The organism is Exiguobacterium abrahamii (genome assembly GCF_015645365.1).
Classification (GTDB): Bacteria; Bacillota; Bacilli; order Exiguobacteriales; family Exiguobacteriaceae; genus Exiguobacterium_A; species Exiguobacterium_A abrahamii.
The window spans coordinates 1-25,461 of record NZ_JADOYC010000010.1 but is presented as its reverse complement, the minus strand read 5'-3'; the positions used below and the strand labels follow the sequence as shown (position 1 = coordinate 25,461).

Sequence of the window (25,461 nt, the reverse complement as noted above, 5' to 3'; positions counted from 1 at the left end):
TACTTCCTTTTTCCGGTAAATTACATCGATTCTTCGGAATTCACCTTTTCTTCACGGATGATCTCATACATATCAGACGCTTCTTCTTTTTTCGCATGTTCTTTAATACTCGAAATCGCAACCGTAACAATCTTGTTTCCGAACCGGATCGTCATCTCATCACCTGCTGCTACCGTGCTACTTGCTTTCGCCACATTACCATTGATCGTAATCCGACCTTGATCGGCTACTTCTTTTGCAAGCGTCCGTCGTTTGATCAGACGCGATACTTTTAAAAATTTATCAAGTCTCATGACTGTTCCTCCTGCTTCGCTTGATGCCAGAGTGAATCTTGCTCTTCAAGCGTCATCTCAACGAGCGGTCGATCCGCTAGCTGTTCCATTCGCGTAAAGCGACGGATGAATTTATCATTCGTCTGTTGTAGCCCCTCTTCTGCCGAGAGACCAAGGTATTTCCCGACGAGTGTCATCGAAAACAGAACGTCTCCGAATTCACCTAGTCGTTCTTCTGGTGCGGCTTCCTTCAATTCACGTAACTCTTCGATTACTTTTTCAAGTGCACCCTCGACGTCACTCCATTCAAAACCGACTTTCGCCACTTTCTTTTGAATATCTTCTGCGCGCATCAAGGCAGGTGCTCCTTTTGTTACGCCATCGAGCAAGGAAGTCCGCTCCGGTTTTTCTTGTGCTTTGATGTCTTGCCAGTTCGAAACGACGTCTGCTGAAGAATCGACAATCGTTTCTCCGAAGACGTGTGGATGACGACGAATCATCTTATCACTGACGCTTCCGATGACATCTCGAATGTCGAAATACCCTTCATCTAGACCAATTTGTGCGTGGAGCATGACCTGTAAAAGGACGTCTCCTAGCTCTTCTATCATTAAGTTATCGTCCTGAAGGTCGATTGCTTCCAGTAATTCGTAAGATTCTTCGATTAAATGACGTTTTAAGGACTCATGTGTCTGCTCTTGATCCCATGGACAACCACCTTCTCCGCGTAATCGCGCGATGATTTCTTTTAATGTTGCGAAATCACGGTTCAACGTCTGCTCATCCGTGACAGGCGGAACATAAACTGTCGTCAAGTTACTGAGCGTCGTCACATGATCGAGTTCATATAACGGCACGCTTTGCACGGTTTGTTTGCTTGTCCCCGCTGCCGTGACCAAAGTGACCAAATGTTCGTCCGGATAACGTTCCATCAGCTGAACCTTTAAATCACCGGCGACGAGCGCATCATAGACTTGTCCAATAAGCAGATGTTGACGGATCTGTGCTTCATCGACGGCAAACGCCGTCGCATCAAGCAACTGGAATCCTTCAATCGGATCCACACCAAGCGCCGCGAACATCGGATCAAGAAAACTTTGTCCGCCTACAACGTCGACCGCGTCCGTCCGCTCTAATAACTGTTGGACGGTACTCTCAGCGACCAGTGGATGACCTGGGACGGCATAGATGATGTCCGTCGTCTTTGAGAGGCGAAGCAATTCCTCAACGATTTCTGTGTATACGTCTTCAAATCGACTATGTCGTTCGTAAACCGAGTCAAATGATGTAAAGTTCATTCCCTCTGCTGCGAGTTCTGAAACGACTGGATGATCCATTGTCCGCAAATAGACAGGCTGTGTCGTGTTTTTTAATAATCGATAGATGCCAAACGGCAATTGTTCGAGTTCGCCGACGCCAAGGCCGACGATCGTGATTCGGTGTGTCATATACTCCTCCTACGTTGGTACATCTGATATAACTTATCTCCTAAAGGCAACAGCGCCCACTCTTGTTCTGTTAATGCACGGACGCGTAATGCCATACTGCCATAAATGATGGCACCACCGACGACAAGGACGCCGACTTCGAGTGCCGCACCGATTCGTGTCTCAAGCTCAAACAGCTGGAAGAACGTTTCGATCAGATACAGAAACACACCCATGGCGAGCACAGGTAAGACCAGTCGTCGGTAGAACGTGTTTCCTGCCGATACGCGACCGAACTTTCGGTTCAATAAAGTCCATTGTGCTGCCGCCATGACGGCAAAGCCGCCAAATGTCGCCATACCCGCCCCGATCATACCATATCGGGGAATGAAATAGAGATTCAGAACGAGCTTCGCCCCTAATCCGACAAGAACACCAACGAGCGCATATTTTTCAGCATCGACCGACTGGAGACAAGAGATGATCATCATCGCAATCGAAGCGGCAAATGCCGTCGCCGCGAGCCAAATCAACCCTGCTGTTCCCTGGTCATCTTGATATAACGCAATATTGAGCGGACGCATCACACCCATCAGTCCGATTGTCGCTGCAGCGGCAATCAACAGACCGGAACGGAGTAATGTCTCGAGTTGTTGACGCATCATCTGCGGATCATGCTTTCGATATGCGGTTGATAAGGACGGAACACTCGCAAGACTCATCGACGTTGCAAAGAGAATTGCGAATTGGAGTAACGGATACCCACGATCGAGCACCCCTTTTTCAATTTTCGTCTCCGTCGTATTGCCAAGTAGATTGACGAATGTCAATCCATCGATCAATTGCATCAGCAATAAAGCAAGTGAGGCGATACTGACCGCCACCCCGCTTGTCACGAGCACTTTCCCAACCCGACGTACATGAATACCTGAAAACACAGGGCGACCGATCTTCCCTTTCGCAAAACGTAACAGGACGAATAACGAAACGATGCTGCCGCCGATTGCTGTCAGATGGGCACTGGCACCAATCCAGTACGGATCTGCCTGCATCGAGACGCCGATATAGGTCACGAGCAACAAGAGTCCGACACGGACGGCATTTTCAGAGACTTGGGATACAGCCGTCGGTCGCATCTCGAGATCTGCTTGAAACATGCCTCGCAGAACAGCAATCACCGGTAGTAAATAAAACGTACACGTCACCGCACGCAGGGGCACGACCAGTTTTGCATCGCCGAACCAGCCCGCGAGTGTCGGGGCAATCCACCATCCGAGCAGACCAAAAAAGACCGTCATCGCAAGTAAGACATAAAAAATCGACCAAAGGACTTCCCGTTTCTCATCCGGGTGGTGAAGCGTCAACTTCGCCACGATGACGGGCAGCGCATAAATTCCAAGCGCTGCCGCTATCGCGAATAAGGGATAGACCGTCTGATAGACATACAATCCGAAATCACCAGCAAGGTTCTGATACGGAATCCGGTAAAAGAAGCTGAGCAGTTTCGAGATATAACTAGAGATTGCAAGTAGTGCTGCGCCTTGCGCAATCGTTCGTCTATTCATCGTGCGACGAGCCGACGATCAAGCTCTGCTAGCAACTGTTCTGCCTGCATCGTCATCTGTTGCGTCGACTGCTTGTTGCGGTTCAGCGTCAAGACGAGTTTCTGTTCTTGTTGTCCCATCCCTAGACCACGTCCAAGCGGAACGGTCCACTTGACGAAGTCCGCCACGTCAAGCTGCTGTGTAGATTGGAGCGACAAGACGATCTCGATTTTCGGATCAGTTTGTTTAACGCGCTCGACACGCGCCCGCTCGGCAAAAATCCGCATCCGCGTCAATTGAATTAAACGCGCAACCTCATCTGGGAACTCACCGAATCGTTCGAGCATCTCTGTTTCAAGTTGTTCGAGACTGTCGACGGTATCGACATATTTCAAACGTTTATAAAACTCGATTTTCAGCTCGGAGTCCGTCATGTAGTGTGATGGAATATACGCATCAAGACTGAACGTGAACTCGGGAACGAATTTCTGAACGCGTTTTTTACCTTTCATCCGCTCTTTGCGTTCTTCAACCGCTTCTGCGAGCATCTGCGAATAAAGATCGAAACCAACGGAGTCGATGAAGCCCGATTGTTGGGAACCGAGTAAGTTCCCGGCACCACGAATCGATAAGTCACGCATCGCGATCTTAAAGCCGCTACCGAGCTCCGTGAATTCCTTAATCGCCTGCAGACGACTTTCCGCTACTTCCGTCAATCGTTTTTGCGGACGATACGTAAAGTACGAATAGGCGACGCGGCTTGACCGACCGACACGACCGCGTAATTGATACAGTTGGGATAAGCCCATTTGATCCGCGTCATGAACGATCAACGTATTGACGTTCGGAATGTCGATTCCTGTCTCGATGATCGTCGTACTGACAAGAACATCCGCGTCCCCTTCGAAGAACGCGATCAACTGACTCTCGAGTTCAGTTTCCGTCATCCGACCGTGCGCCGTGACAATCCGTGCTTCCGGTACGAGCGCGCGAATCTCCTCTGCCTTTCGCTCGATACCCTCGACCCTGTTATAAAGGAAGAACGCTTGTCCCCCCCGACCGAGTTCTCGCTCGAGTGCTTCCCGCATGACGATTCCGTCGTATTCCATGACATACGTCTGGACCGGATAACGGTTTTCAGGTGGTGTCTCAAGGACCGAGAGATCGCGGATCCCAATCATCGACATGTGCAATGTTCGCGGAATCGGTGTCGCTGTCAACGTCAAGACATCAACGTTCGTCTTCAACTGTTTCAGACGCTCTTTGTGTTTCACACCGAATCGTTGCTCTTCATCAATGATCAATAATCCGATATCAGCAAACTGGACGTCTTTCGACAGCACACGGTGTGTCCCGACGACGACATCGATCGTTCCCTCTTTTAGTCCTTGTTTCGTCGCCTTTAATTCTGCTGGCGAACGGAACCGGCTCATGACCGACACACGAATCGGCCATTCACTGAATCGCTCAAGCATCGTTTCGTAGTGTTGTTGTGCAAGGACGGTCGTCGGTACGAGTAACGCGACTTGTTTTCCAGACATGACCGCCTTGAACGCTGCTCGAATCGCCACTTCCGTTTTCCCGTATCCAACGTCGCCACATAATAGACGATCCATCGGACGCGGACGTTCCATATCCTTCTTGATTTCAGCGATCGATCGCAATTGATCGACCGTTTCCTCGTACGGGAACGAAGCCTCGAATGCTTGCATGTTATCGTCATCCTCTGGGAACGCAAAACCGACGGCAGCTTCACGAGCCGCATAAAGCTTGATCAACTCATCAGCAATATCTTCAACCGATTTTTGAACCTTCGCTTTGACCTTTTTCCATTCTGTCCCGCCGAGTTTATAGATCTTCGGCTCTTTTCCTTCAGCGCCGACATACTTTTGAATCAAGTCGATCTGATCGACAGGAACATACAACGAGTCCTCTCCCGCGTAAACGAGATGGAGATAATCCTGATGATTACCGGCTACATCAATCGTCTTGATGCCGTGGTATCGTCCAATCCCATGATGAATATGAACGACGTAATCACCTGTCTTCAATTCTTGGTAGCTCTTGATCCGTTCAGCGTTCGTCAGCTTCGTCGTCTGCTTCCGGCGACGCGCTGGTTGCTTGAAGACTTCTTCTTCCGTGATGACGACGAGACGCGCATTCGTCATCTCGAATCCACCATGGATTCCCCCAATCAGGATCGCGGGTTGACCACGAGTGATGCTTTCTTTCGTTACGATCGACGCTTCGACCCCATAGTCGGATAACGTCTGACGCATCCGCTCGGCACGTTCTCGGTTACTCGCTAAGAAGACCATCCACATGTCCGCGCGACGATATCGCTCGACTTCTTGCTTCAGGCGTTCCATCTGACCATGGAATGGCGCAATCGGTTTGATGCTGAAATGGATCGCCGCACTTTCCGGTACCCCGCTCCGGCGGGTCGGTAGGAGCGAGAGGTACAACAAGGGTTGTCCTTCAAAGACATGCGCCATCGGAACCGACAGGACGTAATCACTGACGCTTTGTCCGCGTTCAATGAGCGACGCCATCCATTCTGCTTCCTCTGCATCCTGGACTTCCGCCGCTTCTTCGACCCGTGCGACTTCATCGACGATCAAGACACTTCCCGTCACGTCTTGACGTAGCGTCGACGTGTAGAGGATCGGTGCATACTTCGCAAACTGTTTCGGACGATCGCCGTTTTCTAACAACTCGACGTCATAAGCAATTCCCTCTTCAAGTGCCGCGAGGACTTCCGTACTTTGGACGCGCTCTTTCGTCGCCTCATAAAGACGACGGACTTTTTCACCTGCGTCCTTCAACTGATCCTTCGTCGCGAAGTGTTCCGCCGCTGGCATCAAACATGCTTCTGCGACGACGCCAAGCGAACGCTGGGTCTCCGCATCGAATGTATAGATCGAGTCGACTTCCTCGTCGAATAGATCGAGCCGGTATGGGCGTTCGACCGTAAGCGGATAAATATCGATGATACTTCCGCGAACAGCAAACTCACCAGGCGTCGTCACGGTCGCTGTCCGTTCGTACCCCGCATCGACTAAATCCTGGACGAAGTCCGGAATCGATAAGATGTCGCCCGGCTTCACTTGTTTGACGTGTGACAGGAACGTCTGTGCATCAGGAACATATCGACGTAAACCGACGAGCGGAATGATCAAAATTCCGTCGTCCGTCGTCAGTAAACGATGACGGGTCTCGATCCGCGTCGCCCGCAGTTCTGGACTTGCGCCATAAGAAAGTTCTGCTGCTAACGTCTCATCAACCGGATAGAGCATGACGTCTTCTTCCGGTACGAGTTCAATCAAATCATCGTACAACTTTTGTGCTTGGAACATATTATGTGTCACGAGTACGAATCGACGTTTCGTCTCCTGATAAATCCCGGCGACGAACAACGCTTTCCCACTGTTCATCAGACCGGTGATCAACTGAGCGTTGACACCGTCCCGGAAGCGTTCCCGAACCGTCTTGATTTCAGGAATCGCTAGTAAGAGTTCTTGTAATTGTTTCATCTTCTTCCTCCTAAAACACGACAGCAAAAACGCTTTGGAACCCCAAAGCGTTGCGTTCAGTTATACCGATTCATCAAAGCGAGAAACGGTGTGTCTATGAAGTCCGTCGCTACATCGACAGACGCATTGAGTACGTGTTGCAGACTTCCTTGCTCCGCCTTCGAAAAATTCATTAACACCCAGTCAATGACTTGGATGGGTGCCGGTGGTCGACCGACGCCGAGCTTAAGGCGCTTGATCTCCTGCGTACCGAGGTGCTGGATCAACGACTTGACGCCGTTATGACCGCCTGCACTGCCTTTTGAACGCAACCGTAATTTCTCAAGCGGCAAGTCCAGATCGTCATAGATGACGAGCACATCTTCGACCGCGATTTTATAGAAATCAAGTAACGGTCGTACCGCTTCACCTGATAAGTTCATATACGTCAATGGCTTGACGAGCACGACACGTTCTCCGTTTATCATTCCCGTTCCGAAGAGGGCTTTAAACTTCGATTCTGAAAGCTTGATCCCGTGCTTCTCCGCTAAGGCATCAATCGCAAGAAAACCGATGTTGTGGCGCGTATTCGCATACTTCGCACCAGGATTCCCTAATCCGACGATACATTTCATATCGATTCCTCATTTCTATTAAAAAAAGTAAACGAACAAGGGTCCGATTTCAATAAACCGGACCACGTCGTTCGTATGCATCAAGCAATCAGCTGAAGAGCGGGCTGATTGATTTCTGTTCGTGTACACGGATGATTGCTTCTGCAAGCAAGCGTGCCACAGAGATTTGTTTGATTTTGCTTGCACATTCGCGTTGTGTCAAGTCGATCGTGTTCAAGACGACGAGTTCTTCGATCGCTGAGTTCTCGATTCGCTCCATTGCCGGACCCGAAAGAACAGGGTGTGTACAACATGCATAGACTTGTTTCGCTCCGTTTTCGATCAAAGCGTTCGCTGCAAGTGTGATCGTACCCGCTGTATCAATGATGTCATCGATAATGATGGCAATCTTACCATCGACTTGACCAACGATGTTCATGACTTCTGCGACGTTCGGTTTCGGACGGCGTTTGTCGATGATCGCGATTGGTGCTTTTAATTGTTCTGCTAATTTACGTGCCCGTGTGACACCGCCATGGTCTGGAGAAACGATGACGAGTTCGTTTGGATCGATGTTCTTTTTCTCGAAGTATGAAGCGAGAAGCGGTACACCCATCAATTGATCTACTGGAATATCGAAGAACCCTTGGATTTGTGCTGCATGGAGATCCATCGTCACGACGCGTGTCGCCCCTGCTACTTCAAGCAAGTTCGCAACGAGTTTCGCCGTAATTGGCTCACGTGAACGTGCTTTGCGGTCTTGACGCGCATAACCGTAATATGGAATGACGACGTTGATCGTCCGTGCAGACGCCCGTTTCAGTGCATCGATCATGATGAGAAGTTCCATCAGGTTTTCGTTGACTGGTTGGCTTGTCGATTGAATGATGTAAATATCATCTCCTCGGACACTTTCTTCGATGTTCATCGAAATTTCGCCATCACTGAAGTGTTTGACTGAACTTTCGCTGACCGGGATTCCGATGACTTTAGCGATTTCCTCTGCCAATGGTTTGTTCGAGTTGAGTGCGAAAATACGAATTTCATGTTCTAAGACAGTAGACATGTGTAGGTGGCCTCCATTTGTTTGGGTTTAGACGAGTAGAGCGACAAGTAATGAATTAACGATAATCAGGTTTCGTCGTTTGACGTTCCCGTGCGATCGCGAGACCGTTTTCCGGCACATCATCCGTGACGGTTGATCCGGCAGCAACAAGGGCGTTCTTGCCGACCGTGACCGGTGCAATCAAGTTGACGTTACAGCCGATGAAGGCATCGTCTTCAATGATCGTCTGGAATTTATTTTTTCCATCGTAGTTGACCGTGATTGATCCACAACCGAGATTGACGTTCTCTCCGATCGTCGCATCTCCGACATAGCTCAGGTGGGCTGATTTGCTACCTTCACCGAATGTTGATTTCTTGATCTCAACGAAGTTTCCGACGCGTGTGTTCGCACCGAGAACCGCTTGTTGACGTAAATGCGCGAATGGACCGACTTGTGCCGCTGGACCAATCTTGCTATCCGTGACGACGGATTGACGAACGATGGCGCCATCTGCCACTTCACTATTGCGGATATCCGAGTTCGGACCAATCGTACATTCTGAACCAATGACCGTGTGACCGAGTAATTGCGTTCCTGGATAAAGAACAGTATCTGAACCAATCGTGACGTCCGGTCCGATATACGTCGAAGATGGATCAACGAACGTGACACCTTGACGCATCCAGTACTCGTTCGTCCGTTTGCGCATCGATGTTTCTGCTTGCGCAAGTGCGACGCGGTCATTGACACCAATCGTCTCTTCAAACGTAGGTGCCGCATACGCTGCAATCGTTTCGCCTGCTGCCTTTGCAATCTCAATCACGTCTGGTAAGTAATACTCACCTTGTGCGTTATCGTTCTTGACCTGCTTCAGCGTCGCAAACAACATCTCGTTATCAAAGACATACGTACCGGTATTGATTTCCCGAATCGCGAGCTCTTCTGCATTCGCATCCTTATGCTCAACGATTTTCGAGACGTTTCCATCTTCGCCACGCACGATTCGTCCGTAACCTGTCGGATCGTCAGCGAGTGCTGTCAAGACGGTCACTTTTGCGTTCGTCTCCGTATGATGTTGTAACAATGAAGCTAGTGTGTCGCTCGTCAAGAGTGGTGTATCGCCACAGACGACGAGTGTTGCTCCCTGTTCGTTCCCGAGTACGGGTTCTGCCATTTGAACAGCATGTCCTGTGCCAAGCTGCTCACTTTGAAGTGCGTATTCCACCGATGTGCCAAGCACTTCTTTGACGGATTCCGCACCGTGACCGACGATGACGACCTGTCGCTTGACGCCGAGCGTCGCTAATTGATCGACGACGTGCTGTACCATAGGTTTCCCAGCGACTGGGTGAAGTACTTTGTAAAGCTTCGATTTCATCCGAGTTCCTTTACCCGCTGCTAGAATTACCGCGAAATGATTCATCCTTGTCGCTCCTCCACGTAAATTAGTGTTGATTTCGTTCTGAAATAGTACACTCGTTCCAACTATAACGAAAATGGCATCGTTATTCAATGATGGGACGAAGCGGAATTGAGGAAAAAACGATAAAAAAGACAGGTTTTCCCAAGAAGAGAAAACCTGTCTTTTTCTTATGCTTGATCTGTCGTTTGGGCAGAAGAGACTTCGTAACCGAGACCTTCTTCTTGATCCTCACGTGCCGCATAGGCTTCGAGTACTGAATCTTCGACCTTTTTTCGCATTAATGCATTGATTGGATGAGCGACATCCCGGAAGATACCTTCTTGCGTTCGTTTGCTTGGCATGGCGACGAAGAGACCACTGTTCCCTTCGATCACACGCAAATCATGTACCACGAATTCGTGGTCGAGCGTAATAGAGGCAAGTGCTTTCATTCGACCCTCTGCCACGACGCGACGAATTTTAACGTCCGTAACGTTCATTTTGTCCGCACCCCTTTAACCGTTGTCACAACTCTTCGTTGTCTACTTCTACTTACGGCTTAAAACAAACAAAGGTTTAGTCTTTCCCAATCTTTTTACGCATAATTTCCAAAAGTTTGATAATTACAGTATAGTTACAATCCATGCGGCTGTCAATTTCAGGTAGTCTCTGCTTCCGAGAAATAGTGATCGACGTTTCCACGCTTGACTTGAATTTGACCAAGATCGACGTCGACGTCCGCTAATTTCATTAAGCTGACGTATTCGTTGACCATCTTCTTCTCGGCACCCTCTGCCTCGATCAAGACACCCACACCTGCGACCTTTGCTTCGAACTCGCTCAAGAGACTCATCATTCCGCGAATCGTTCCGCCGGCTTTCATGAAGTCATCGATCAATAAGACGTTCGCTCCGCGTGGTAAACTTCGGCGCGCGAGTGCCATCGTCCGGATCGCTTTTGAAGATCCTGAGACATAGTTGATGCTGACTGTTGAACCTTCCGTGACGCGACTATCCGAACGCACGATGACGAACGGCACACCCAGTTGCTCAGCGACCGCATAAGCAAGTGGAATCCCTTTCGTCGCGATCGTCATGACGACATCGACTTTCTTTTGGCTAAAGACAGATGCAAACACTTGCCCCATTTGTTTGACCATCTTCGGATCCCCGAGTAAGTCCGTCAAATAAAGGTATCCCCCTGGCAACAGTCGATCTGGACGTGCGACACGCTCACATAGATCGTCAATGAACGGTAACGCCTTCTTACTGCTCCACGTCGGGATGAACATGACGCCACCCGCAGCACCTGGTACCGTGACGAGACGACCCGTTCCCTCATGTTCTAACATCTCGCTGACGATATCTAAATCTTCACTGATCGACGATTTCGCCGATTTATAGCGTTCTGCAAAAATCGTCAATGAGACGAGATGATGGGGATGGTCAAGCAAGTACCGCGTCATGTCGACCAATCGACCACTTCTCCGAATTTTCATTTGTTTTGTTCCACCTCTCCGTAATTCCGAATATTCAATAGTGAATATATCATTTTCATACGGATATTATCAATGGTTTTCGCCTAAAAGACGAACGACGTAGACTTCGTTACAAAAGCCACGTAATCCATTATAGAGACGTTGTGCCCGATTCTCATGTTCCGTCAACGCAAAGACCGTCGGACCACTTCCGCTCATTAAGACGCCTTCTGCGCCACAACTCGCCATGAATTCCTTGATTTGCTCGACTTCCGGGTGCATCGGCAACGTGACCGATTCGAGAACGTTCCCGAGTGATTGGCAAATACCTTGGAAATCCTGTGCCTTCACCGCATCGATCATCGCTTCGACGTTCGGACGTTTTGCCGTGTTCAAGTCGAGGGCACCATAGACGTCAGCCGTCGAGACACCAATCGTCGGTTTGGCAAGAACGACCCAACATGGGGGTGGTGAGACTAGTTTTTCTAACTTCTCTCCGCGACCCGTTGCGATCGCTGTTCCTCCCATGACACAAAACGGTACGTCAGAGCCAACCGCCGCGCCGACTTCCGCCAACTCTTCAAGCGTCAAACCGAGTTGCCATAACTCGTTCAAACCACGTAACGTCGCTGCCGCGTCACTGGAACCACCGGCAAGTCCCGCTGCGACCGGGATGTGTTTCTCTAAGAAGATTTCGACCCCTGTCTTGACGTCGTATTTTTCTTTTAAGATTGCTGCTGCTTTATACGCAAGATTACGTTCGTCATTCGGAACGTAAGCATGCTGGGCATTCATTCGAATTTCTCCTGACGGCAGCTCCGTCAATTCTAGACGGTCTGCCAAATCGACTGTCGTCATCACCATATGTACATCGTGATAGCCGTCCGGGCGCTTTGCCGTCGCATCCAGGACTAGGTTGATCTTGGCCGGAGCCTTTACAATAATCGTCATCGTGCCGTTCCTCCTCTAGTTCGTTTCCTGTAGGAATTGTATCAACCTTTCCACAAAAAAAGAAGCGAACATTTTGTCCGCTTCGGAAGGTAAGTTTACGAATTCGCAAATTCGATTTGTACGGAGTCTGTTAGCACGTCGGCGTAGCTATAAGAAACTCGCTCGACATTGTGGCGCTCTGCGTCTAGCTTGACTACAAACACCGAAGGATACGTCTCAACGAGCGTTCCGATTCGGGTTACGACCTTTTTACGACCGCCGCTTGCTTTTAGCGTCAGTCTTTCACCAACATGTGTTTCGAAAACATGTCTGATTTCGTTCAACGTCTTTGGCATACGCTTCACCTCACTAATATTTATTATAGCATATTAAATAAATATTAGAAAGGGGAAATATTATATCTGTTCTAATCGTATCCGTCAACGTTTTTTAATTGGCAAAAGTGCATCCGCTAACTGTGCGAATTCCTGCAGGCTGAGCGTTTCTCCGCGACGACGTGGTTCGATTCCGGCTTCTAACAATGCCGCTTCGACCGCCGCCTTTTCCGTCTTCCCGAAGTGGGTCGTCAAGTTATTCAAAATCGTTTTCCGACGTTGTGCAAAACTTGCTCGGACGATTTCGAAGAAGAGGGCCTCATCCTGTGTCTGTACCGCCGGCTCTTTTCGAATGTTCAAACGGATGACAGCTGAATCAACGTTTGGTGCCGGAATGAAGACTTGTTTTGGAACCGTGAAGCAGACTTCAGCTTCTGCATAATACTGAATCGCGATCGATAGAGAACCGTATGCTTTCGTGCCCGGTTTTGCTCCGATTCGTTCAGCGACTTCCTTTTGAATCATCATGACGAGCGTCCGAAACGGTGCTTTCGCTTCGAGAATCCGCATGATGATCGGTGTCGTGACGTAATACGGGAGGTTCGCGACAACAGCAATGTCAGTGATGCCTTCTTGCGTGAACTCTTCTGCGACGATCGTCGAAAGATCCAGTTCAAGGGCATCGCCGTGAATGACCTTCGCATGAGGATACGGTGAAAGTGTATCGTCAAGAATCGGTAGCAACCGTTGATCGATTTCAAGAGCGACGACTTTTTTCGCCTGTTTCGCTGATTGTTCCGTCAGTGAGCCGATTCCTGGTCCGATCTCGAGTACGCCGCTTTCAGGCGTTAATCCAGCTGCCCCGACGATGTTTCCTAATACGTTTAAATCGATTAAAAAGTTTTGTCCTAACGATTTTTTAAACGAAAAGCCATGTTTCGCTAAAATTTCCTTCGTCCGGTGCAATGTAGCAATGTCTTTCAAACTTCTTCCTCCTCTAATTGTTTCAACGCCGCTTCCCATTCTGCCCGCGTGATCCGAATCGATGCGACGCGTTTGACGAGTTGTTTTGCATTTGGTTCACCAATCGCAAGAATCTGACCGAGACGACGACGACGGATCGAGGCTGCTGGTCCACCAATCAAATCGGCTGCTAGAATCATTTCACGTGTCACTTCGGCAACCGGTGCTTCTTCCGTCTCATAGACAGCAGCGAGCGCCTCTTCGATTGCGGCAGGTGAGGCATGTTCTACACCGATTTTCCCTCGTTTATCTTTTGCTTGAGCTCGTGGAAGATAGGCATGTTTACAGCCTGGTACGCGCTCATTGATTCGGGCACGGATACGATCTCCTGGAAAATCAGGATCCGTGAAGATGATGACACCGCGTCGTTCCAGTGCCTTCTCGATGCGTTGCATCGTTTGTTCATTAACGGCTGAGCCGTTCGTTTCAATTGTATCGACATCAAAGACTTCTTGTAATCGTGTCGTATCATCTCGTCCTTCGACGACGATGACTTCTTTTAAGCGTTTCCGCATGATCTCTCCACCTTCTTCAAACACTCTCGTAATTGTACCTGTTTCCACGAAAAAAACAAGGAAGCGTCACGTGTCCGCTTCCGTTGCACTAGGAATGACCCAGACTTGCAGTTGTTTTCGACCGAACGTCTTCGCTGTTTGTTCTCCGTCGACCAAGACATCGATCTTATTGCCTTTGATGGCGCCACCGGTATCGAGAGCAATCGCAAGCCCCACTCCTTCGACGTAGACTTTCGTTCCGAGCGGAATGACTTTCGGATCAACCGCGATGATCGGCATCCCTTGATAGGTGATCGTATCCGTCACGTCATACCCGGTCGCGGTCAAGGCACGTCCGTTGTACAAACGACTGCCGTTCGAAGCTGGGTCGTTCGTATACGCCGTCGCTTCGACCATCAAGCTCTTCGCACTTGAAAAATCAAGATCTGCATCAGCTTTCGGTGTTTCGGCTAGTGGATTGGTCGCCTGCTCTTCGTTGAAGACTGGTGCTTCGACAGGTGTCTCAACCGGCTTGGTTCCAACTTTGACGACTTGTTTGATCGGTGTCTGCGTCACTTGATCACCAATCAGTTTTTTTTCTTTACTGAGACCGTCAGCGAGCGTCAATTGATACTTTTTCGTTCGGACACCCGGACGACCTGATGCCGTCACGAGTTGCTGACCTTCCGGTAGAGTTGGGTCCTCGACCTCTTCAATCTCAAACGGCACGAGCTGTTCTTGCGTCAACGTCGCACGACGTGTCGTGTTGACCGTGATCAACGTCCCTTCCGTCACGCGGGTATCGGGATCCGGAGCGACCCGGTCTTCCTTTTGCAGACGGATTCCTTCCCGTGCTAACAATTCCCGAACTGACGTCTCATACGTGTAGATTTGTCGGGCTTTTCCACCGACGACGAGATCAACGGGAAAAGCTTCCCGGTACCGAACTGTCATTCCGTTCGTCAACACAGCGTCAGACGACGGATAAATATCATCGGTATCCGCTTTTTTGATGCCGCGTTCTGCCAGCAAATCCTTCACTTGGCGTGCTTGCGTTCGAACGCGACGGGACTCACCGTAGCCCATGATCAGCGTGATTTCTTTCGCCCGCTGAATGACGATCAATCGTTTTTCCGGCAGGTCGGCACTGAGTGCCGGTTCAATCACATCATTGTCACGCGTCGTAATACCGGCTTCTTCAAGTGCTCCATAGACAGAGTCAGCTGTCGTTTCAATGTGTTGTTCTTGACCATCAATCAAGACAGTCACGGTTTGTGGATGATCCATCATCCCATAGACGAGTGCAGCCGCAAGTAGCAGGCTGCACCCGATCGTAATGAACGTCAACGAACGCATCATGGCAAACGGAAGACCCGTTTTGCATTTTCCGTCGTCGCTGCTTCGACGTCAGCGTACATCATGCCACGGAGCTGCGCGATCTCTTCGGCGACGAATCGGACGTAAGCCGGTTCGTTGCGTTTACCGCGGTGCGGTGTTGGTGTCAGGTACGGACAATCCGTCTCAACGAGTAGACGATCGAGCGGGACTTCCTGCGCGACACGTTTCGGCATCTTCGCATTCTTGAACGTAACGGGACCTCCGAGTGAAATGTAGAAGTTCATCGCCAGGCATCGTGGTAATAATTCAGCACTCATGCTGTAGCTATGCAGAATCCCGCCGACTTCTTTTGCATCCTCTTCTTCAAGGATCCGTAACGTATCTTCTGTCGCTTCCCGGTTATGGATGACGATCGGTTTTTTCTTCTGCTTCGCGAGCCGGATCTGTTTGCGGAAAGCTTCCTGCTGTACATCTTTCGGTGACGTGTCCCAGTGATAGTCGAGTCCGATTTCTCCGAGCGCAACGACTTTTTCATGATCCATCAACCGTTCGACCTTTTGGTACGCTTCCTCGTCAAAATCAATCGAGTCGACGGGATGCCAGCCGATGACCGCATAAAGATCATCGTACGCTTCGACGAGTTCCATCGCACGATCAATCGTCTTATGATCAAATCCGACGACGATCATCGGTGAGACACCGTTCGCGCGTGCCCGCTCGATCGTCTCGTGGACGTCGTCCGCAAATTGGTCTGCATTCAAGTGAGTGTGTGTATCGATTAACATAGCTGTTCGACTCCTTCTTTAAAAAAATGCCTGTGACATGAAGTCCACAGGCATCGGTTTTATTTTACGCTTGCGCCGTTCGCCATCGTTGACGGGACCGTCGCCAGTTCAAGTTTTCCTGCTTTTTCAGCAGCAAGGACCATTCCTTGTGAGAGTTCACCACGTAACGTGACCGGTTTTAAGTTCGCCACGACGATGACTTTTCGTCCGACTAAATCTTCCGGCTCATACCACTGAGCGATACCAGAGACGATTTGGCGTGTTTCTTTGCCCATATCGACTTGTAGCTTCAATAGTTTTTTCGCCTTTTTGATCTTTTCAGCCGTCACGACTTCACCGACACGTAATTCGATCTGGTCAAAGACATCGATTGTCGTTTCTGGACGAATATCTTCGTCTTCTTCTTCAACTTCTTCTTCCTCAACACGTGCTGCAGAAGCTTGACGCATCATGTCGACGATTGCTTCGACTTCTTCTTTGACGTCGAGACGTGGGAAAATCGGTGTCGCTGTACCGACTTTTGTTCCTGGTGTGATGTCTGCGAATTTCTCGAGCGCTGCCCAGTCCATCGCTTGTCCAGAGAGACCCAGTTGCGCGAAGATCTCTTTTGGTGAACGCGTCATGAACGGTTGCAACATGATTGCGACGTGACGCAAGACGCCGACGAGATGCACCATGACAGAACCGAGTTCCGCCGTTTTGGATTCGTCTTTTGCAAGCACCCATGGTTGTGTCTCATCAATGTATTTATTGGCACGGCTGATCAATTGCCAAATATTCGACAGTACGACAGAGAATTCCATGTGTTCCATCGATGCTTCGACTTTCGCGACCGTTTCTTTTGCAAGATCCGACAGTGTCGCATCAAACGGTGTCACGTTACCTGTATAGGCTGGGATCTCACCATCAAAGTATTTCGTGACCATCGCGATCGTCCGGTTAAGTAAGTTCCCGAGATCGTTCGCTAAATCATAGTTCATCCGCTCAACGAATGCTTCAGGTGTGAACATACCGTCCGAACCGAATGGCACTTCCCGTAAGAGGTAGTAACGAAGAGCGTCGAGACCGTAGCGATCCGTCAATGGAATCGGATCGACGACGTTCCCTTTTGATTTCGACATTTTTCCGTCTTTCATCAACAACCAACCATGTGCGAAGACTTTCTTCGGTAATGGGAGGTCAAGCGCCATCAAGAGTGCCGGCCAGATGATCGTGTGGAAACGAACGATTTCTTTTCCGACGAGATGGACATCTGCTGGCCAGTACTTATCGAAGTTACCGTGATCGTCCGTACCGTAACCGAGTGACGAGATGTAGTTCGTCAACGCATCGATCCAAACGTAGACGACGTGTTTTGGATTCGACGGGACTTGTACACCCCAGTTGAATGTCGTCCGTGAGACCGCTAAGTCTTGAAGACCTGGTTTAATGAAGTTATTGATCATTTCATGTTTACGTGATTCTGGCAAGATGAATGACGGATTCGCTTCAAAGTACTCAAGCAGACGGTCCGCGTACTTGCTGATCCGGAAGAAGTAACATTCTTCGCGAACGAGTTCGACCGGGTGTCCACTGTCAGGGCTCTTCCCGTCGACGAGTTGTGATTCCGTATAATACGTCTCATCCGGAATCGAATACCATCCTTCGTATTCACCTAAATAGATATCGCCTGATTCAAGAAGTGTCTCGAACACTTTTTCGACGACTTTCTTATGGCGTGGTTCTGTCGTCCGGATATAATCATCGTACGAGATGTCGAGACGATCCCATAAGACTTTAATCTGTTCGACGACACCGTCGACGAATGCCTGTTCTGAAATCCCTGCTTCTGCTGCTTTTTCCTGGATCTTTTGACCGTGCTCATCGCTACCTGTCAAATACCGGACGTCGAATCCTTGAAGTCGTTTGTATCGTGCCATCGCATCTCCAGCCACCGTCGTGTACGCGTGACCGATATGTAGTTTTGCACTTGGATAATAAATCGGGGTCGTGATATAAAATGTCTTTGCCATGTTATTCCTCCGTTCTCTGATTTCCATCTTCATTATAGGCTATTATACGCTGTTACGGGACTGATGTCGAAACTCACTTTTTGTCGAATCGAAACATTTTTTGACATCAGACATCAAATTACAAAAAAACACACTCTATAGTTTCATTTCCTTTAAAAAGGGAAAATGTATTAATAAATCGTTTCAAATATGGTGTTTTTGAGAAATAAATGACATTTTGATTTCAAGCTATTCAGATTGGTTGACTACTTTTGGAAAGTCTAGTATTCTACATTCTATAGAAACGATGTCGAATTTTGACGATTTTTCAAAAGAAAAAGAGATCCATGACATCAAAGGAGGAACAACAAAATGAAATCAACAGGTATTGTACGTAAAGTAGACGAGCTCGGTCGTGTCGTAATTCCAATCGAATTACGCCGTACACTTCAAATTGCAGAAAAGGATGCCCTCGAGATTTATGTCGACAACGAACAGATCATCCTTAAAAAATATAAACCAAACATGACTTGCCAAGTAACAGGAGAAGTATCAGAAGATAACTTCAAATTGGCTGATGGTAAATTGATTCTTTCACCAGATGGCGCACAACGCGTTCTCGTTGAATTAAAAGATTTCCTCGATCGTCATTACGCAAGCAACGAATAAGCAAAAAAGGAAGCTCCTGACGGGGCTTCCTTTTTTTAATCTGCTTCGTGAAACGCGAGGTACAGTTCCTGACGATCCAGTCCCCGTTCCTTGGCGACACGCTTCAACGCCGCGTTCGGCTTTTCGCCTTCCTCGATATACCGACGGATTTGCTCGAGCGGATCACTGTCTTGGATGACCGCATCCGGTCGTTCTTCGTTTGATCCTTCGACAAGGACGACGAACTCACCCCGAACGTCTTCTGCTGCCCAAGCGCGTAATTCACTCACGCTCCCCCGAATGTATTCCTCATACCGTTTCGTTAGTTCCCGGGCTAACGTCACCTGGCGATCACCAAGCACTTCCTCGATCCCTTGCAACATCTCTTTCAATCGATGCGGTGCTTCATAAAAGACGAGTGTTCCGGTTTCGTATTTCAACTGCTCCAACGCTTCACGGCGTTCTTTTTTCTTCCGTGGCAAAAAGCCGTAATATAAAAAGCGTTCCGTCGATAATCCGGACGCGACAAGAGCGGTCAACGCAGCGTTCGCACCCGGAAGAACGATGACAGGGATATCTGCTGCAATCGCTTGGCGGATCAAGTCGCTTCCCGGGTCCGAGATACCCGGCATACCGGCGTCGGAGACGAGGGCGATTTGCTTTCCTGCTTCTAAGTCAGCGAGGAGTCGTTCGCCGCTTGTTTGTTTATTGTGTTCATGGTAACTGACAAGCTTCGTCTCAATCGAAAAATGTCGAAACAGTTTCATCGTCTGCCGGGTATCTTCTGCTGCGACGATATCGGATTCCTGTAAAATCCGGACGGCCCGATACGTCATGTCTTCTAAATTGCCGATGGGTGTCGGAACGATATAGAGACCGGCTCCTTGCTGTTGATAGCTACTCGTCGCTTTCATGAGGTTCCTCCTTGAATCAAACGTTCTTTTTGTGAACGGGTTAATTGTTTAATCGCATATTCCCGCTTCATTGCCTCTGACTTCGTCGCAAAAACTTCCTGATGAACGAGGACGACCGGTAGACGGGCACGTGTATACTTCGCACCCTTACCTGCGTTATGTGTCGCGATGCGTTGCGTGACGTCTACCGCGTAACCCGTATAATACGTATCATCTTGGCAACGAACGATATAGACTGCATGCTCAGACATCGAACAGTTCCTTCATCTGAGCCGCATACGAGTTGTCCGCTTCATAGACGATGAATGGGGGGAGCACCTTCAGTCCAGGTTTTGCATCCTTGATTCCCTCGATCAACAGCATGTTTGCTTCCTTTCCTGCTTTCGGATAAATCAGCTGCATCCGTTTCGGTTCCAAGCGATACGCCCGCATCAAGGTAACGATATCGAGCAGTCGTTCCGGTCGATGGACGAACGCTGCCTTTCCACCTTGTTTCAACAAATCAGATGCACCTCGAATGCAGTCTTCAAGGGTACAGAGGACTTCATGTCGTGCAATCGTATAATGTTCACTTTGGTTTTGGTTCGATGTCTCGTTTGCTAAAAAATATGGCGGATTACAGGTGACAGCATCATAGATGCCGTATCCAAGACGCGTACCCGCCTCTTTGACGTCCCCTTCAATCATCTCAATCCGGTCGTTCAGTTCATTCAAGGTGACGCTTCGTCGTGCCATCTCCGCTAGTCGCGGCTGGATTTCAAGACCCGTGATCTGCCCTTTCGTCCGGTAGGATAAAAAGAGTGGAATTGCACCGTTTCCTGAGCAGAGATCGGCAATCCGTCCTTGTTGAATCGGAACCCATGCAAATCGTGCGAGCAGTGCCGCGTCGAGTGAATACGAGAAGACGGATGGACTTTGAATGATCTTCCCTTCTTGTCCTAAGAGATAATCAAGTCGTTCGTCTGGTAATAGTTCAAACATGTCGTGCCTTCCTTTCCGAAAAAAAGACTGACTCATGTAGAAGTCAGCCTCTCAATGTTTCGTTAACATGGATAAGCAGAAGAGACAATCGCCGTCTTTTCGTACTTGTCCATAATGCAAGTTACAGATGTGGAACCCCTCCTGGTACAATCGTCCGAGATTATCGTAGCCCGCACCGACGCCCGCTTCCGCTTCTTCCGCTTCCGTGACCGGCTGTTGTTCATCGCGTTCGACTTTTTCCCGAAGATGATGATTCTCCAGATACAGATGTTGGTTCTCTTCCATCATGTAAGCCAGCTGATCCTTTAACACGCTCAGATGCTCAGTCAGCAAATGAATCTGTTGCTCAATCGCATCGACACGCGTAATGATTTCTTTTTTATCGACTCTCTCCACGCGTATGCACCCCGTTATTCTTTTGGTCGTTTTGGTTTTACGGCACCAACAGATAATAGTTCTTCCATTGAATACGTCAAGACGCGGGAACGATCTTTCAGTTCGATTTGAACGACTTGATCGAGGATGTTCAAACCAACGACGCGTCCTTCGCCTTCAGGTACTGTCAAACGTTTTCCGTAGTCCGGCAAATCACGGCGCATTTCTTCATACGTATCATTCTCGTATTTCAGGCAGCACATCAAACGACCACATACTCCTGAAATCTTCGTCGGATTCAACGACAGGTTTTGATCTTTTGCCATCTTGATCGAAACCGGTTCGAACTCACCGAGGAAAGATGAACAACATAAGACACGACCACACGGACCGATGCCTCCCAGTAACTTCGCTTCATCCCGAACACCGATTTGACGGAGTTCGATACGCGTCCGGAAGACTGCCGCTAAATCTTTGACGAGCTCACGGAAGTCAACACGTCCTTCTGCCGTGAAGTAGAAGATGACCTTATTACGGTCAAACGTGTACTCGACATCGACCAATTTCATATCGAGTTTATGTTCACGGATTTTTTCGACACATACCGCATGCGCATCAAGCGCTGCGACTTTATTTTCGCGGACGATCATTGCATCCTTATCGTCAGCAATCCGAAGAATGGATTTCAGTGGCAACACCACATCTTCTTCGTCCATTTGTTTATCGGCGATGACCACTTCGCCATATTCAATGCCCCGTACCGTCTCAACGATGACTGCTTGTCCTCGTGATAATGACTCTTGTCCAGGTGCAAAATAATAAATTTTGCCCGCTTCTTTAAAGCGAACGCCTACTACTTCTAGCATGTCGCTCTACCCTTTCTGTAAGTCAAACATGAGACGCTCAACTGTTAATTGGGGATTAACATTCGCTTCGACCCGTCTTACTGCCGCAAGCACAGCTTGCAACCAGCGGGTGATCGTCGTCTGGCTCTTGGACCCCATCTGTTCAAGTTGGGGTTTACTATTCGTATAGGTCATACCTTCCCACGCCGGATTCAGTTTCAGACGTAAGACATCCTCGAAGAAACAGGTGACGAGTTCAAGACCGATTCGGACATCCTGACGGTTCTTGAATTGTCCCATCCATTTCTCTTGTACGAACAGTGGTAAATCAGCCGGACGATTCGCTAATTCCTCCATCAATTGTAACACTGACGCTCGCGCATTTACAAACCAGTCTTCGAGTAATGCTTCTTCTGCATCCTCGACTTTTGGATAGACACGCGCTGCCAATTGCGTCAACTCGTGGTCCCGTCCCGTTTTTTCAGATAAAACCTCGCCAATCATTTGACGATCCGCTGGACGAAAACTTAATAACTGTCCCCGCGATCGAATCGTCGGTAAAAGGAGTTGGGGTTGATTCGTCAACAATAAGGCCACTTTTCCTTCGCCTGGTTCCTCAAAGAACTTCAGCAAACTGTTTGCTGCCTGGGGAGTCATCTTATGGGACTGGGTAATGACATAAATCTGACGATCGCCTTCAAGTCCTCGGAGTGAGAGATCATGCATCAATTGTTGAATCTGTTCTTTTTTGATGGTCGCGCCATCTGGTTCGATTTCATAATAATCGACCAAGTTGCCACTTTCCATCCGCCGACAGCTACGACAGACACCACATGGCTCTACATCAACCGGGGCCTCACAAAAAAGGCTTTTCGCGAACAAGTGAGCCGCTTCAAGTAGAAGCGGCTCATAGTCTCCGGTGAAGATATAAGCGTGATTGATTCGATCGTTTCGTAACGAATTTTGAAGAATCGTCGAAATGACCGATTGTGTCTGTTCCAGTTCATGAAACGTCTGCATCAGAATTGATGAAACCCTTCGATTGGCAAGACGAAGACCGTTGCCCCACCTACTTGGACTTCAACAGGGTACGGGATATAAGAATCGGCATGACCACCCATTGGTGAGATTGGAGAAACCATCTGTTCGCGGCTTGAACAGTTCTTTTTGATCAATCGCAACAAATCATCGAGACGCTCACTCTGTACACCAATCATGAACGTCGTGTTCCCTTCTTTAAGAAAACCACCTGTCGTTGCCAGTTTCGTTGCTCGGAAATCATGCTCGACAAGTGCTTCCGCCAAACGTAAGCTATCTTTATCTTGAACGATCGTAATGACCATTTTCATGAGAATCTCTCCTTTTCTTCTAAATAGGTAATGACATCTTCCACTAAGTCCTGATGAATCGCTTCAATCGATCGATTGGCTTGTACGATCTGCACCCGTTCCGGATCCGATGCTGCAATCTGTTGGAAACCTTCATAGACGCGGGCACGAAACGCATCATCTCGCTGCTCGATTCGATCAAGTGCTCCCCGGTCCATCATTCGTTTTTTAGAATCCGTTACCGTTAAATCAAATAAATACGTTCGGTCTGGCGCTAACCCACCTGTTGCAGAATCGTTGATTTGACGCACGAGATCAATCGGATGTCCAAGACCATACCCTTGATACGCAAGTGACGCATCAACGAATCGGTCACATAAAACGATTGTGCCTGCCTCTAACGCTGGTCGAATCAATTCCTCGACATGCTGGGCACGAGACGCTGCATACAACAGAATTTCTGTCATCTCTTTCATCTCTTCAAAATCAGGATTCAAAATCAACGAACGAATTTCGTTCCCAACGCGTGTGCCACCTGGCTCACGGGTCATCATGACGTTATAGCCTTTTTCTTTTAACACATCACTAAGCAATTGTAGTTGTGTCGTTTTACCGGCACCATCCGGTCCTTCGACAGTAATGAACGTACCTTTCATCCTTCAAACCCTTCCTCTATGACGCGTAACGCTCCTCGTTGCAATTGTTCGCCCCCTTGCAAATGAACGGCTACGGTTTGATAATGTCGTAAACGTAGTACCTGTTCCGCCGTAATGCGTTCGCCTCTGACGATCAACGGAATACCTGGCGGGTACGGAATAATCGTTTCGAGTGAAACATGACCGATACACTCATCCAGCTGACGGAACGTACCTGTTGCTTGTTCTAACTGTTCATAAGAACAAGCTAAAGCAGATACCTGTATTTTACCCATAATTGGTTGCTCGATATACCTTTTCAAAGGAATTCCTTCTGATTTCATCATTTGAATGGCTCGTTCGACACGGTGGACCCAGTCATTCTGCTCAGACTTTGTGAGCGGACGAAGTGGCAAAATACAGACGGCGTAATCCCCTAGAGCAAATTCCGCATCGAGTTGAACAGCTCGTAACGCGTGCAGTAACGCATCTCCTGAATATCCCTCATACGTTAATGTCATTCGTGACCAATCATCGAATCGAAGAACCGTCATATGATCGAATCGTTGAAGTGCTTCGATGAATGCATCATGACTAGCTTGAACTTCTGACATACCTTTAACTGTCCATTGTTCACGATAAGAACGGGCATAGTCTAATGAAGCGAGCAGTAAATATGAAGGGCTCGAGGTCTGAAACGCTTGAAGTGCTCGCTGTAATTTCCTTCTCATCTTTTCCGAAAATCGTTCATGCATCCATGCTCCCATTGTCAGTGCTGGAAGTGTTTTATGGGCAGACTGGACAACAGCAGTTGCTCCTAATTCAAATGCAGAGCGTACACCAAATGCTTCACCGAAGTGTGCACCATGTGCTTCATCCACTAATAAAGGGAGCCCGTGCGACGCTGTGAGCTGAACGAGTGACGTGATATCAGCTGCTTCCCCGTAATAGGTCGGTGAAGTGATAAACACGCCGACTCCTCCTGGGTATTTCGTAAACGCTTCCTTTAATGTTTCACGTGAAACATGTCCACTGATTCCCGTTTCCTCATGGATGTCTGGTTCAAGAAAGATCGGTTCGATCCCCAGCCATTCTAACGCATTGAACACCGATTTATGGGAATTACGCTGTACATAAACACGCTCTCCTCTTGTTGCTGTAGCGGCAAGCATCGCCCAGTTCCCAACGGTCGAACCATTCACAAGGAAATGACTCGCTTTTGCACCGTAGACTTTTTGCAGCAAAGCTATCGCGTCTGCAATGGCCTCTTCCGGATGATGAAAATCATCTAGACCAGGTAATTCTGTGACGTCCCATTTAAAGAAGTCAGGAAGAGGTGTCAATGTCCCATTCTTATGACCAGGAACATGCCATGAGATGGGCGTTCGATCTAAGTGACGTTGAAGTGCATGTACAATAGGAAGTTCGTGTTTCATGAAAAAACTCCTTTTCCTCTAAAGTGATCACACAAAAAGACCGACCTGCAATCTGCAGATCGGTCAAGTGCCTGGCAACGTCCTATCCTCACAGGGGGAAGCCCCCA

General features: G+C 48.7%; 26 protein-coding genes. 1 reads left to right on the top strand and 25 read right to left on the bottom strand.

The window, feature by feature from the left end:
- Nucleotides 1-20 precede the first annotated feature (20 nt).
- From ITJ88_RS16060 to metG, 16 genes are all read right to left on the bottom strand, one after another.
- Nucleotides 21-293, bottom strand: coding sequence for an RNA-binding S4 domain-containing protein (locus tag ITJ88_RS16060; RefSeq protein WP_023466556.1), 273 nt, complete (start codon nucleotides 291-293; stop codon nucleotides 21-23).
- Entirely contained in the window at nucleotides 290-1,720 is a 1,431-nt protein-coding gene (gene yabN / locus ITJ88_RS16055; protein WP_064301050.1) for a bifunctional methyltransferase/pyrophosphohydrolase YabN, read from the bottom strand. The genes ITJ88_RS16060 and yabN overlap by 4 nt, the downstream gene beginning before the upstream one ends.
- Nucleotides 1,717-3,264, bottom strand: coding sequence for a putative polysaccharide biosynthesis protein (locus ITJ88_RS16050; RefSeq protein ID WP_195866268.1), 1,548 nt, complete (start codon nucleotides 3,262-3,264; stop codon nucleotides 1,717-1,719). The genes yabN and ITJ88_RS16050 overlap by 4 nt, the downstream gene beginning before the upstream one ends.
- Nucleotides 3,261-6,776, bottom strand: a complete 3,516-nt coding sequence (mfd, locus tag ITJ88_RS16045) for a transcription-repair coupling factor (RefSeq protein ID WP_195866267.1) — start codon at nucleotides 6,774-6,776, stop codon at nucleotides 3,261-3,263. The genes ITJ88_RS16050 and mfd overlap by 4 nt, the downstream gene beginning before the upstream one ends.
- 56 nt (nucleotides 6,777-6,832) lie before the next feature.
- Nucleotides 6,833-7,390 carry an aminoacyl-tRNA hydrolase gene (gene pth / locus ITJ88_RS16040; RefSeq protein ID WP_023466549.1) on the bottom strand — a complete coding sequence of 186 codons (558 nt, stop codon included), beginning with the start codon at nucleotides 7,388-7,390 and terminating at the stop codon, nucleotides 6,833-6,835.
- Nucleotides 7,391-7,478: 88 nt separating this feature from the next.
- A complete protein-coding gene (locus tag ITJ88_RS16035) occupies nucleotides 7,479-8,435 on the bottom strand; it encodes a ribose-phosphate diphosphokinase (RefSeq protein WP_012368955.1) in 957 nt (318 codons plus the stop codon).
- A gap of 55 nt (nucleotides 8,436-8,490) precedes the next feature.
- Entirely contained in the window at nucleotides 8,491-9,840 is a 1,350-nt protein-coding gene (glmU, locus tag ITJ88_RS16030; RefSeq protein ID WP_195866266.1) for a bifunctional UDP-N-acetylglucosamine diphosphorylase/glucosamine-1-phosphate N-acetyltransferase GlmU, read from the bottom strand.
- 167 nt (nucleotides 9,841-10,007) lie between these two features.
- On the bottom strand, nucleotides 10,008-10,319 hold the full coding sequence (gene spoVG / locus ITJ88_RS16025; RefSeq protein WP_064301046.1) for a septation regulator SpoVG: 312 nt from the start codon (nucleotides 10,317-10,319) through the stop codon (nucleotides 10,008-10,010).
- 158 nt (nucleotides 10,320-10,477) lie between these two features.
- Nucleotides 10,478-11,317: a pur operon repressor gene (gene purR, locus ITJ88_RS16020; RefSeq protein WP_023466544.1), complete on the bottom strand. Its 840-nt coding sequence runs from the start codon at nucleotides 11,315-11,317 to the stop codon at nucleotides 10,478-10,480.
- 69 nt (nucleotides 11,318-11,386) lie between these two features.
- Nucleotides 11,387-12,247 (bottom strand): 4-(cytidine 5'-diphospho)-2-C-methyl-D-erythritol kinase, encoded by an 861-nt coding sequence (gene ispE, locus ITJ88_RS16015; RefSeq protein WP_023466542.1) that lies wholly within the window; start codon nucleotides 12,245-12,247, stop codon nucleotides 11,387-11,389.
- A 95-nt stretch (nucleotides 12,248-12,342) separates the two neighbouring features.
- Nucleotides 12,343-12,582, bottom strand: a complete 240-nt coding sequence (locus ITJ88_RS16010) for a Veg family protein (protein WP_012368950.1) — start codon at nucleotides 12,580-12,582, stop codon at nucleotides 12,343-12,345.
- A gap of 84 nt (nucleotides 12,583-12,666) precedes the next feature.
- Nucleotides 12,667-13,545 (bottom strand): 16S rRNA (adenine(1518)-N(6)/adenine(1519)-N(6))-dimethyltransferase RsmA, encoded by an 879-nt coding sequence (gene rsmA, locus ITJ88_RS16005; protein WP_195866265.1) that lies wholly within the window; start codon nucleotides 13,543-13,545, stop codon nucleotides 12,667-12,669.
- On the bottom strand, nucleotides 13,542-14,099 hold the full coding sequence (gene rnmV, locus ITJ88_RS16000) for a ribonuclease M5 (RefSeq protein WP_023466539.1): 558 nt from the start codon (nucleotides 14,097-14,099) through the stop codon (nucleotides 13,542-13,544). The genes rsmA and rnmV overlap by 4 nt, the downstream gene beginning before the upstream one ends.
- A 66-nt stretch (nucleotides 14,100-14,165) precedes the next feature.
- Nucleotides 14,166-15,437: a 3D domain-containing protein gene (locus tag ITJ88_RS16435; protein WP_195866264.1), complete on the bottom strand. Its 1,272-nt coding sequence runs from the start codon at nucleotides 15,435-15,437 to the stop codon at nucleotides 14,166-14,168.
- Complete coding sequence (locus ITJ88_RS15990; protein ID WP_023466535.1) at nucleotides 15,434-16,201, bottom strand: TatD family hydrolase; 768 nt, start codon at nucleotides 16,199-16,201, stop codon at nucleotides 15,434-15,436. Before ITJ88_RS15990 ends, ITJ88_RS16435 begins: the two co-directional genes overlap by 4 nt.
- A 59-nt stretch (nucleotides 16,202-16,260) precedes the next feature.
- Nucleotides 16,261-18,240 carry a methionine--tRNA ligase gene (gene metG / locus ITJ88_RS15985; RefSeq protein WP_255524897.1) on the bottom strand — a complete coding sequence of 660 codons (1,980 nt, stop codon included), beginning with the start codon at nucleotides 18,238-18,240 and terminating at the stop codon, nucleotides 16,261-16,263.
- A gap of 324 nt (nucleotides 18,241-18,564) precedes the next feature.
- Here metG and abrB point away from each other — a divergent pair, with 324 nt between their 5' ends.
- The gene (gene abrB / locus ITJ88_RS15980; RefSeq protein WP_023466531.1) at nucleotides 18,565-18,861 is read left to right on the top strand and encodes a transition state genes transcriptional regulator AbrB; all 297 of its coding nucleotides are present in this window, start codon (nucleotides 18,565-18,567) and stop codon (nucleotides 18,859-18,861) included.
- Nucleotides 18,862-18,896: 35 nt separating this feature from the next.
- Here the strand turns inward: abrB and rsmI are convergent, their stop codons facing one another.
- Genes rsmI through ITJ88_RS15935 form a run of 9 tightly spaced genes read right to left on the bottom strand, consistent with a single transcriptional unit; the run spans nucleotide 18,897 to nucleotide 25,354 of the window.
- Nucleotides 18,897-19,754 (bottom strand): 16S rRNA (cytidine(1402)-2'-O)-methyltransferase, encoded by an 858-nt coding sequence (rsmI, locus tag ITJ88_RS15975; protein ID WP_195866262.1) that lies wholly within the window; start codon nucleotides 19,752-19,754, stop codon nucleotides 18,897-18,899.
- Nucleotides 19,751-20,005, bottom strand: a complete 255-nt coding sequence (locus ITJ88_RS15970; protein WP_023466528.1) for a GIY-YIG nuclease family protein — start codon at nucleotides 20,003-20,005, stop codon at nucleotides 19,751-19,753. The genes rsmI and ITJ88_RS15970 overlap by 4 nt, the downstream gene beginning before the upstream one ends.
- Nucleotides 19,998-20,735: a tRNA1(Val) (adenine(37)-N6)-methyltransferase gene (locus ITJ88_RS15965; protein WP_195866261.1), complete on the bottom strand. Its 738-nt coding sequence runs from the start codon at nucleotides 20,733-20,735 to the stop codon at nucleotides 19,998-20,000. The genes ITJ88_RS15970 and ITJ88_RS15965 overlap by 8 nt, the downstream gene beginning before the upstream one ends.
- A gap of 51 nt (nucleotides 20,736-20,786) precedes the next feature.
- Entirely contained in the window at nucleotides 20,787-21,137 is a 351-nt protein-coding gene (yabA, locus tag ITJ88_RS15960) for a DNA replication initiation control protein YabA (protein ID WP_119182633.1), read from the bottom strand.
- Nucleotides 21,138-21,145: 8 nt separating this feature from the next.
- Nucleotides 21,146-21,976 (bottom strand): PSP1 domain-containing protein, encoded by an 831-nt coding sequence (locus tag ITJ88_RS15955; protein WP_029343044.1) that lies wholly within the window; start codon nucleotides 21,974-21,976, stop codon nucleotides 21,146-21,148.
- A 6-nt stretch (nucleotides 21,977-21,982) separates the two neighbouring features.
- On the bottom strand, nucleotides 21,983-22,975 hold the full coding sequence (locus ITJ88_RS15950) for a DNA polymerase (RefSeq protein ID WP_050677360.1): 993 nt from the start codon (nucleotides 22,973-22,975) through the stop codon (nucleotides 21,983-21,985).
- The gene (locus ITJ88_RS15945; protein WP_023466519.1) at nucleotides 22,975-23,304 is read right to left on the bottom strand and encodes a cyclic-di-AMP receptor; all 330 of its coding nucleotides are present in this window, start codon (nucleotides 23,302-23,304) and stop codon (nucleotides 22,975-22,977) included. The genes ITJ88_RS15950 and ITJ88_RS15945 overlap by 1 nt, the downstream gene beginning before the upstream one ends.
- A complete protein-coding gene (gene tmk, locus ITJ88_RS15940) occupies nucleotides 23,301-23,939 on the bottom strand; it encodes a dTMP kinase (RefSeq protein WP_195866260.1) in 639 nt (212 codons plus the stop codon). Before tmk ends, ITJ88_RS15945 begins: the two co-directional genes overlap by 4 nt.
- Entirely contained in the window at nucleotides 23,936-25,354 is a 1,419-nt protein-coding gene (locus tag ITJ88_RS15935; RefSeq protein WP_195866259.1) for an aminotransferase class I/II-fold pyridoxal phosphate-dependent enzyme, read from the bottom strand. Before ITJ88_RS15935 ends, tmk begins: the two co-directional genes overlap by 4 nt.
- Between the last annotated feature and the right edge of the window lie 107 nt (nucleotides 25,355-25,461).

Bases quoted from the DNA above. Each gene is read 5' to 3' on its own strand.
- ITJ88_RS16060 (WP_023466556.1), bottom strand. From the start codon at position 293: ATGAGACTTGATAAATTTTTAAAAGTATCGCGTCTGATCAAACGACGG.
- yabN (WP_064301050.1), bottom strand. From the start codon at position 1,720: ATGACACACCGAATCACGATCGTCGGCCTTGGCGTCGGCGAACTCGAA.
- ITJ88_RS16050 (WP_195866268.1), bottom strand. From the start codon at position 3,264: ATGAATAGACGAACGATTGCGCAAGGCGCAGCACTACTTGCAATCTCT.
- mfd (WP_195866267.1), bottom strand. From the start codon at position 6,776: ATGAAACAATTACAAGAACTCTTACTAGCGATTCCTGAAATCAAGACG.
- pth (WP_023466549.1), bottom strand. From the start codon at position 7,390: ATGAAATGTATCGTCGGATTAGGGAATCCTGGTGCGAAGTATGCGAAT.
- ITJ88_RS16035 (WP_012368955.1), bottom strand. From the start codon at position 8,435: ATGTCTACTGTCTTAGAACATGAAATTCGTATTTTCGCACTCAACTCG.
- glmU (WP_195866266.1), bottom strand. From the start codon at position 9,840: ATGAATCATTTCGCGGTAATTCTAGCAGCGGGTAAAGGAACTCGGATG.
- spoVG (WP_064301046.1), bottom strand. From the start codon at position 10,319: ATGAACGTTACGGACGTTAAAATTCGTCGCGTCGTGGCAGAGGGTCGA.
- purR (WP_023466544.1), bottom strand. From the start codon at position 11,317: ATGAAAATTCGGAGAAGTGGTCGATTGGTCGACATGACGCGGTACTTG.
- ispE (WP_023466542.1), bottom strand. From the start codon at position 12,247: ATGACGATTATTGTAAAGGCTCCGGCCAAGATCAACCTAGTCCTGGAT.
- ITJ88_RS16010 (WP_012368950.1), bottom strand. From the start codon at position 12,582: ATGCCAAAGACGTTGAACGAAATCAGACATGTTTTCGAAACACATGTT.
- rnmV (WP_023466539.1), bottom strand. From the start codon at position 14,099: ATGCGGAAACGCTTAAAAGAAGTCATCGTCGTCGAAGGACGAGATGAT.
- ITJ88_RS16435 (WP_195866264.1), bottom strand. From the start codon at position 15,437: ATGATGCGTTCGTTGACGTTCATTACGATCGGGTGCAGCCTGCTACTT.
- ITJ88_RS15990 (WP_023466535.1), bottom strand. From the start codon at position 16,201: ATGTTAATCGATACACACACTCACTTGAATGCAGACCAATTTGCGGAC.
- metG (WP_255524897.1), bottom strand. From the start codon at position 18,240: ATGGAAATCAGAGAACGGAGGAATAACATGGCAAAGACATTTTATATC.
- abrB (WP_023466531.1), top strand. From the start codon at position 18,565: ATGAAATCAACAGGTATTGTACGTAAAGTAGACGAGCTCGGTCGTGTC.
- rsmI (WP_195866262.1), bottom strand. From the start codon at position 19,754: ATGAAAGCGACGAGTAGCTATCAACAGCAAGGAGCCGGTCTCTATATC.
- ITJ88_RS15970 (WP_023466528.1), bottom strand. From the start codon at position 20,005: ATGTCTGAGCATGCAGTCTATATCGTTCGTTGCCAAGATGATACGTAT.
- ITJ88_RS15965 (WP_195866261.1), bottom strand. From the start codon at position 20,735: ATGTTTGAACTATTACCAGACGAACGACTTGATTATCTCTTAGGACAA.
- ITJ88_RS15955 (WP_029343044.1), bottom strand. From the start codon at position 21,976: ATGCTAGAAGTAGTAGGCGTTCGCTTTAAAGAAGCGGGCAAAATTTAT.
- ITJ88_RS15950 (WP_050677360.1), bottom strand. From the start codon at position 22,975: ATGCAGACGTTTCATGAACTGGAACAGACACAATCGGTCATTTCGACG.
- ITJ88_RS15945 (WP_023466519.1), bottom strand. From the start codon at position 23,304: ATGAAAATGGTCATTACGATCGTTCAAGATAAAGATAGCTTACGTTTG.
- tmk (WP_195866260.1), bottom strand. From the start codon at position 23,939: ATGAAAGGTACGTTCATTACTGTCGAAGGACCGGATGGTGCCGGTAAA.
- ITJ88_RS15935 (WP_195866259.1), bottom strand. From the start codon at position 25,354: ATGAAACACGAACTTCCTATTGTACATGCACTTCAACGTCACTTAGAT.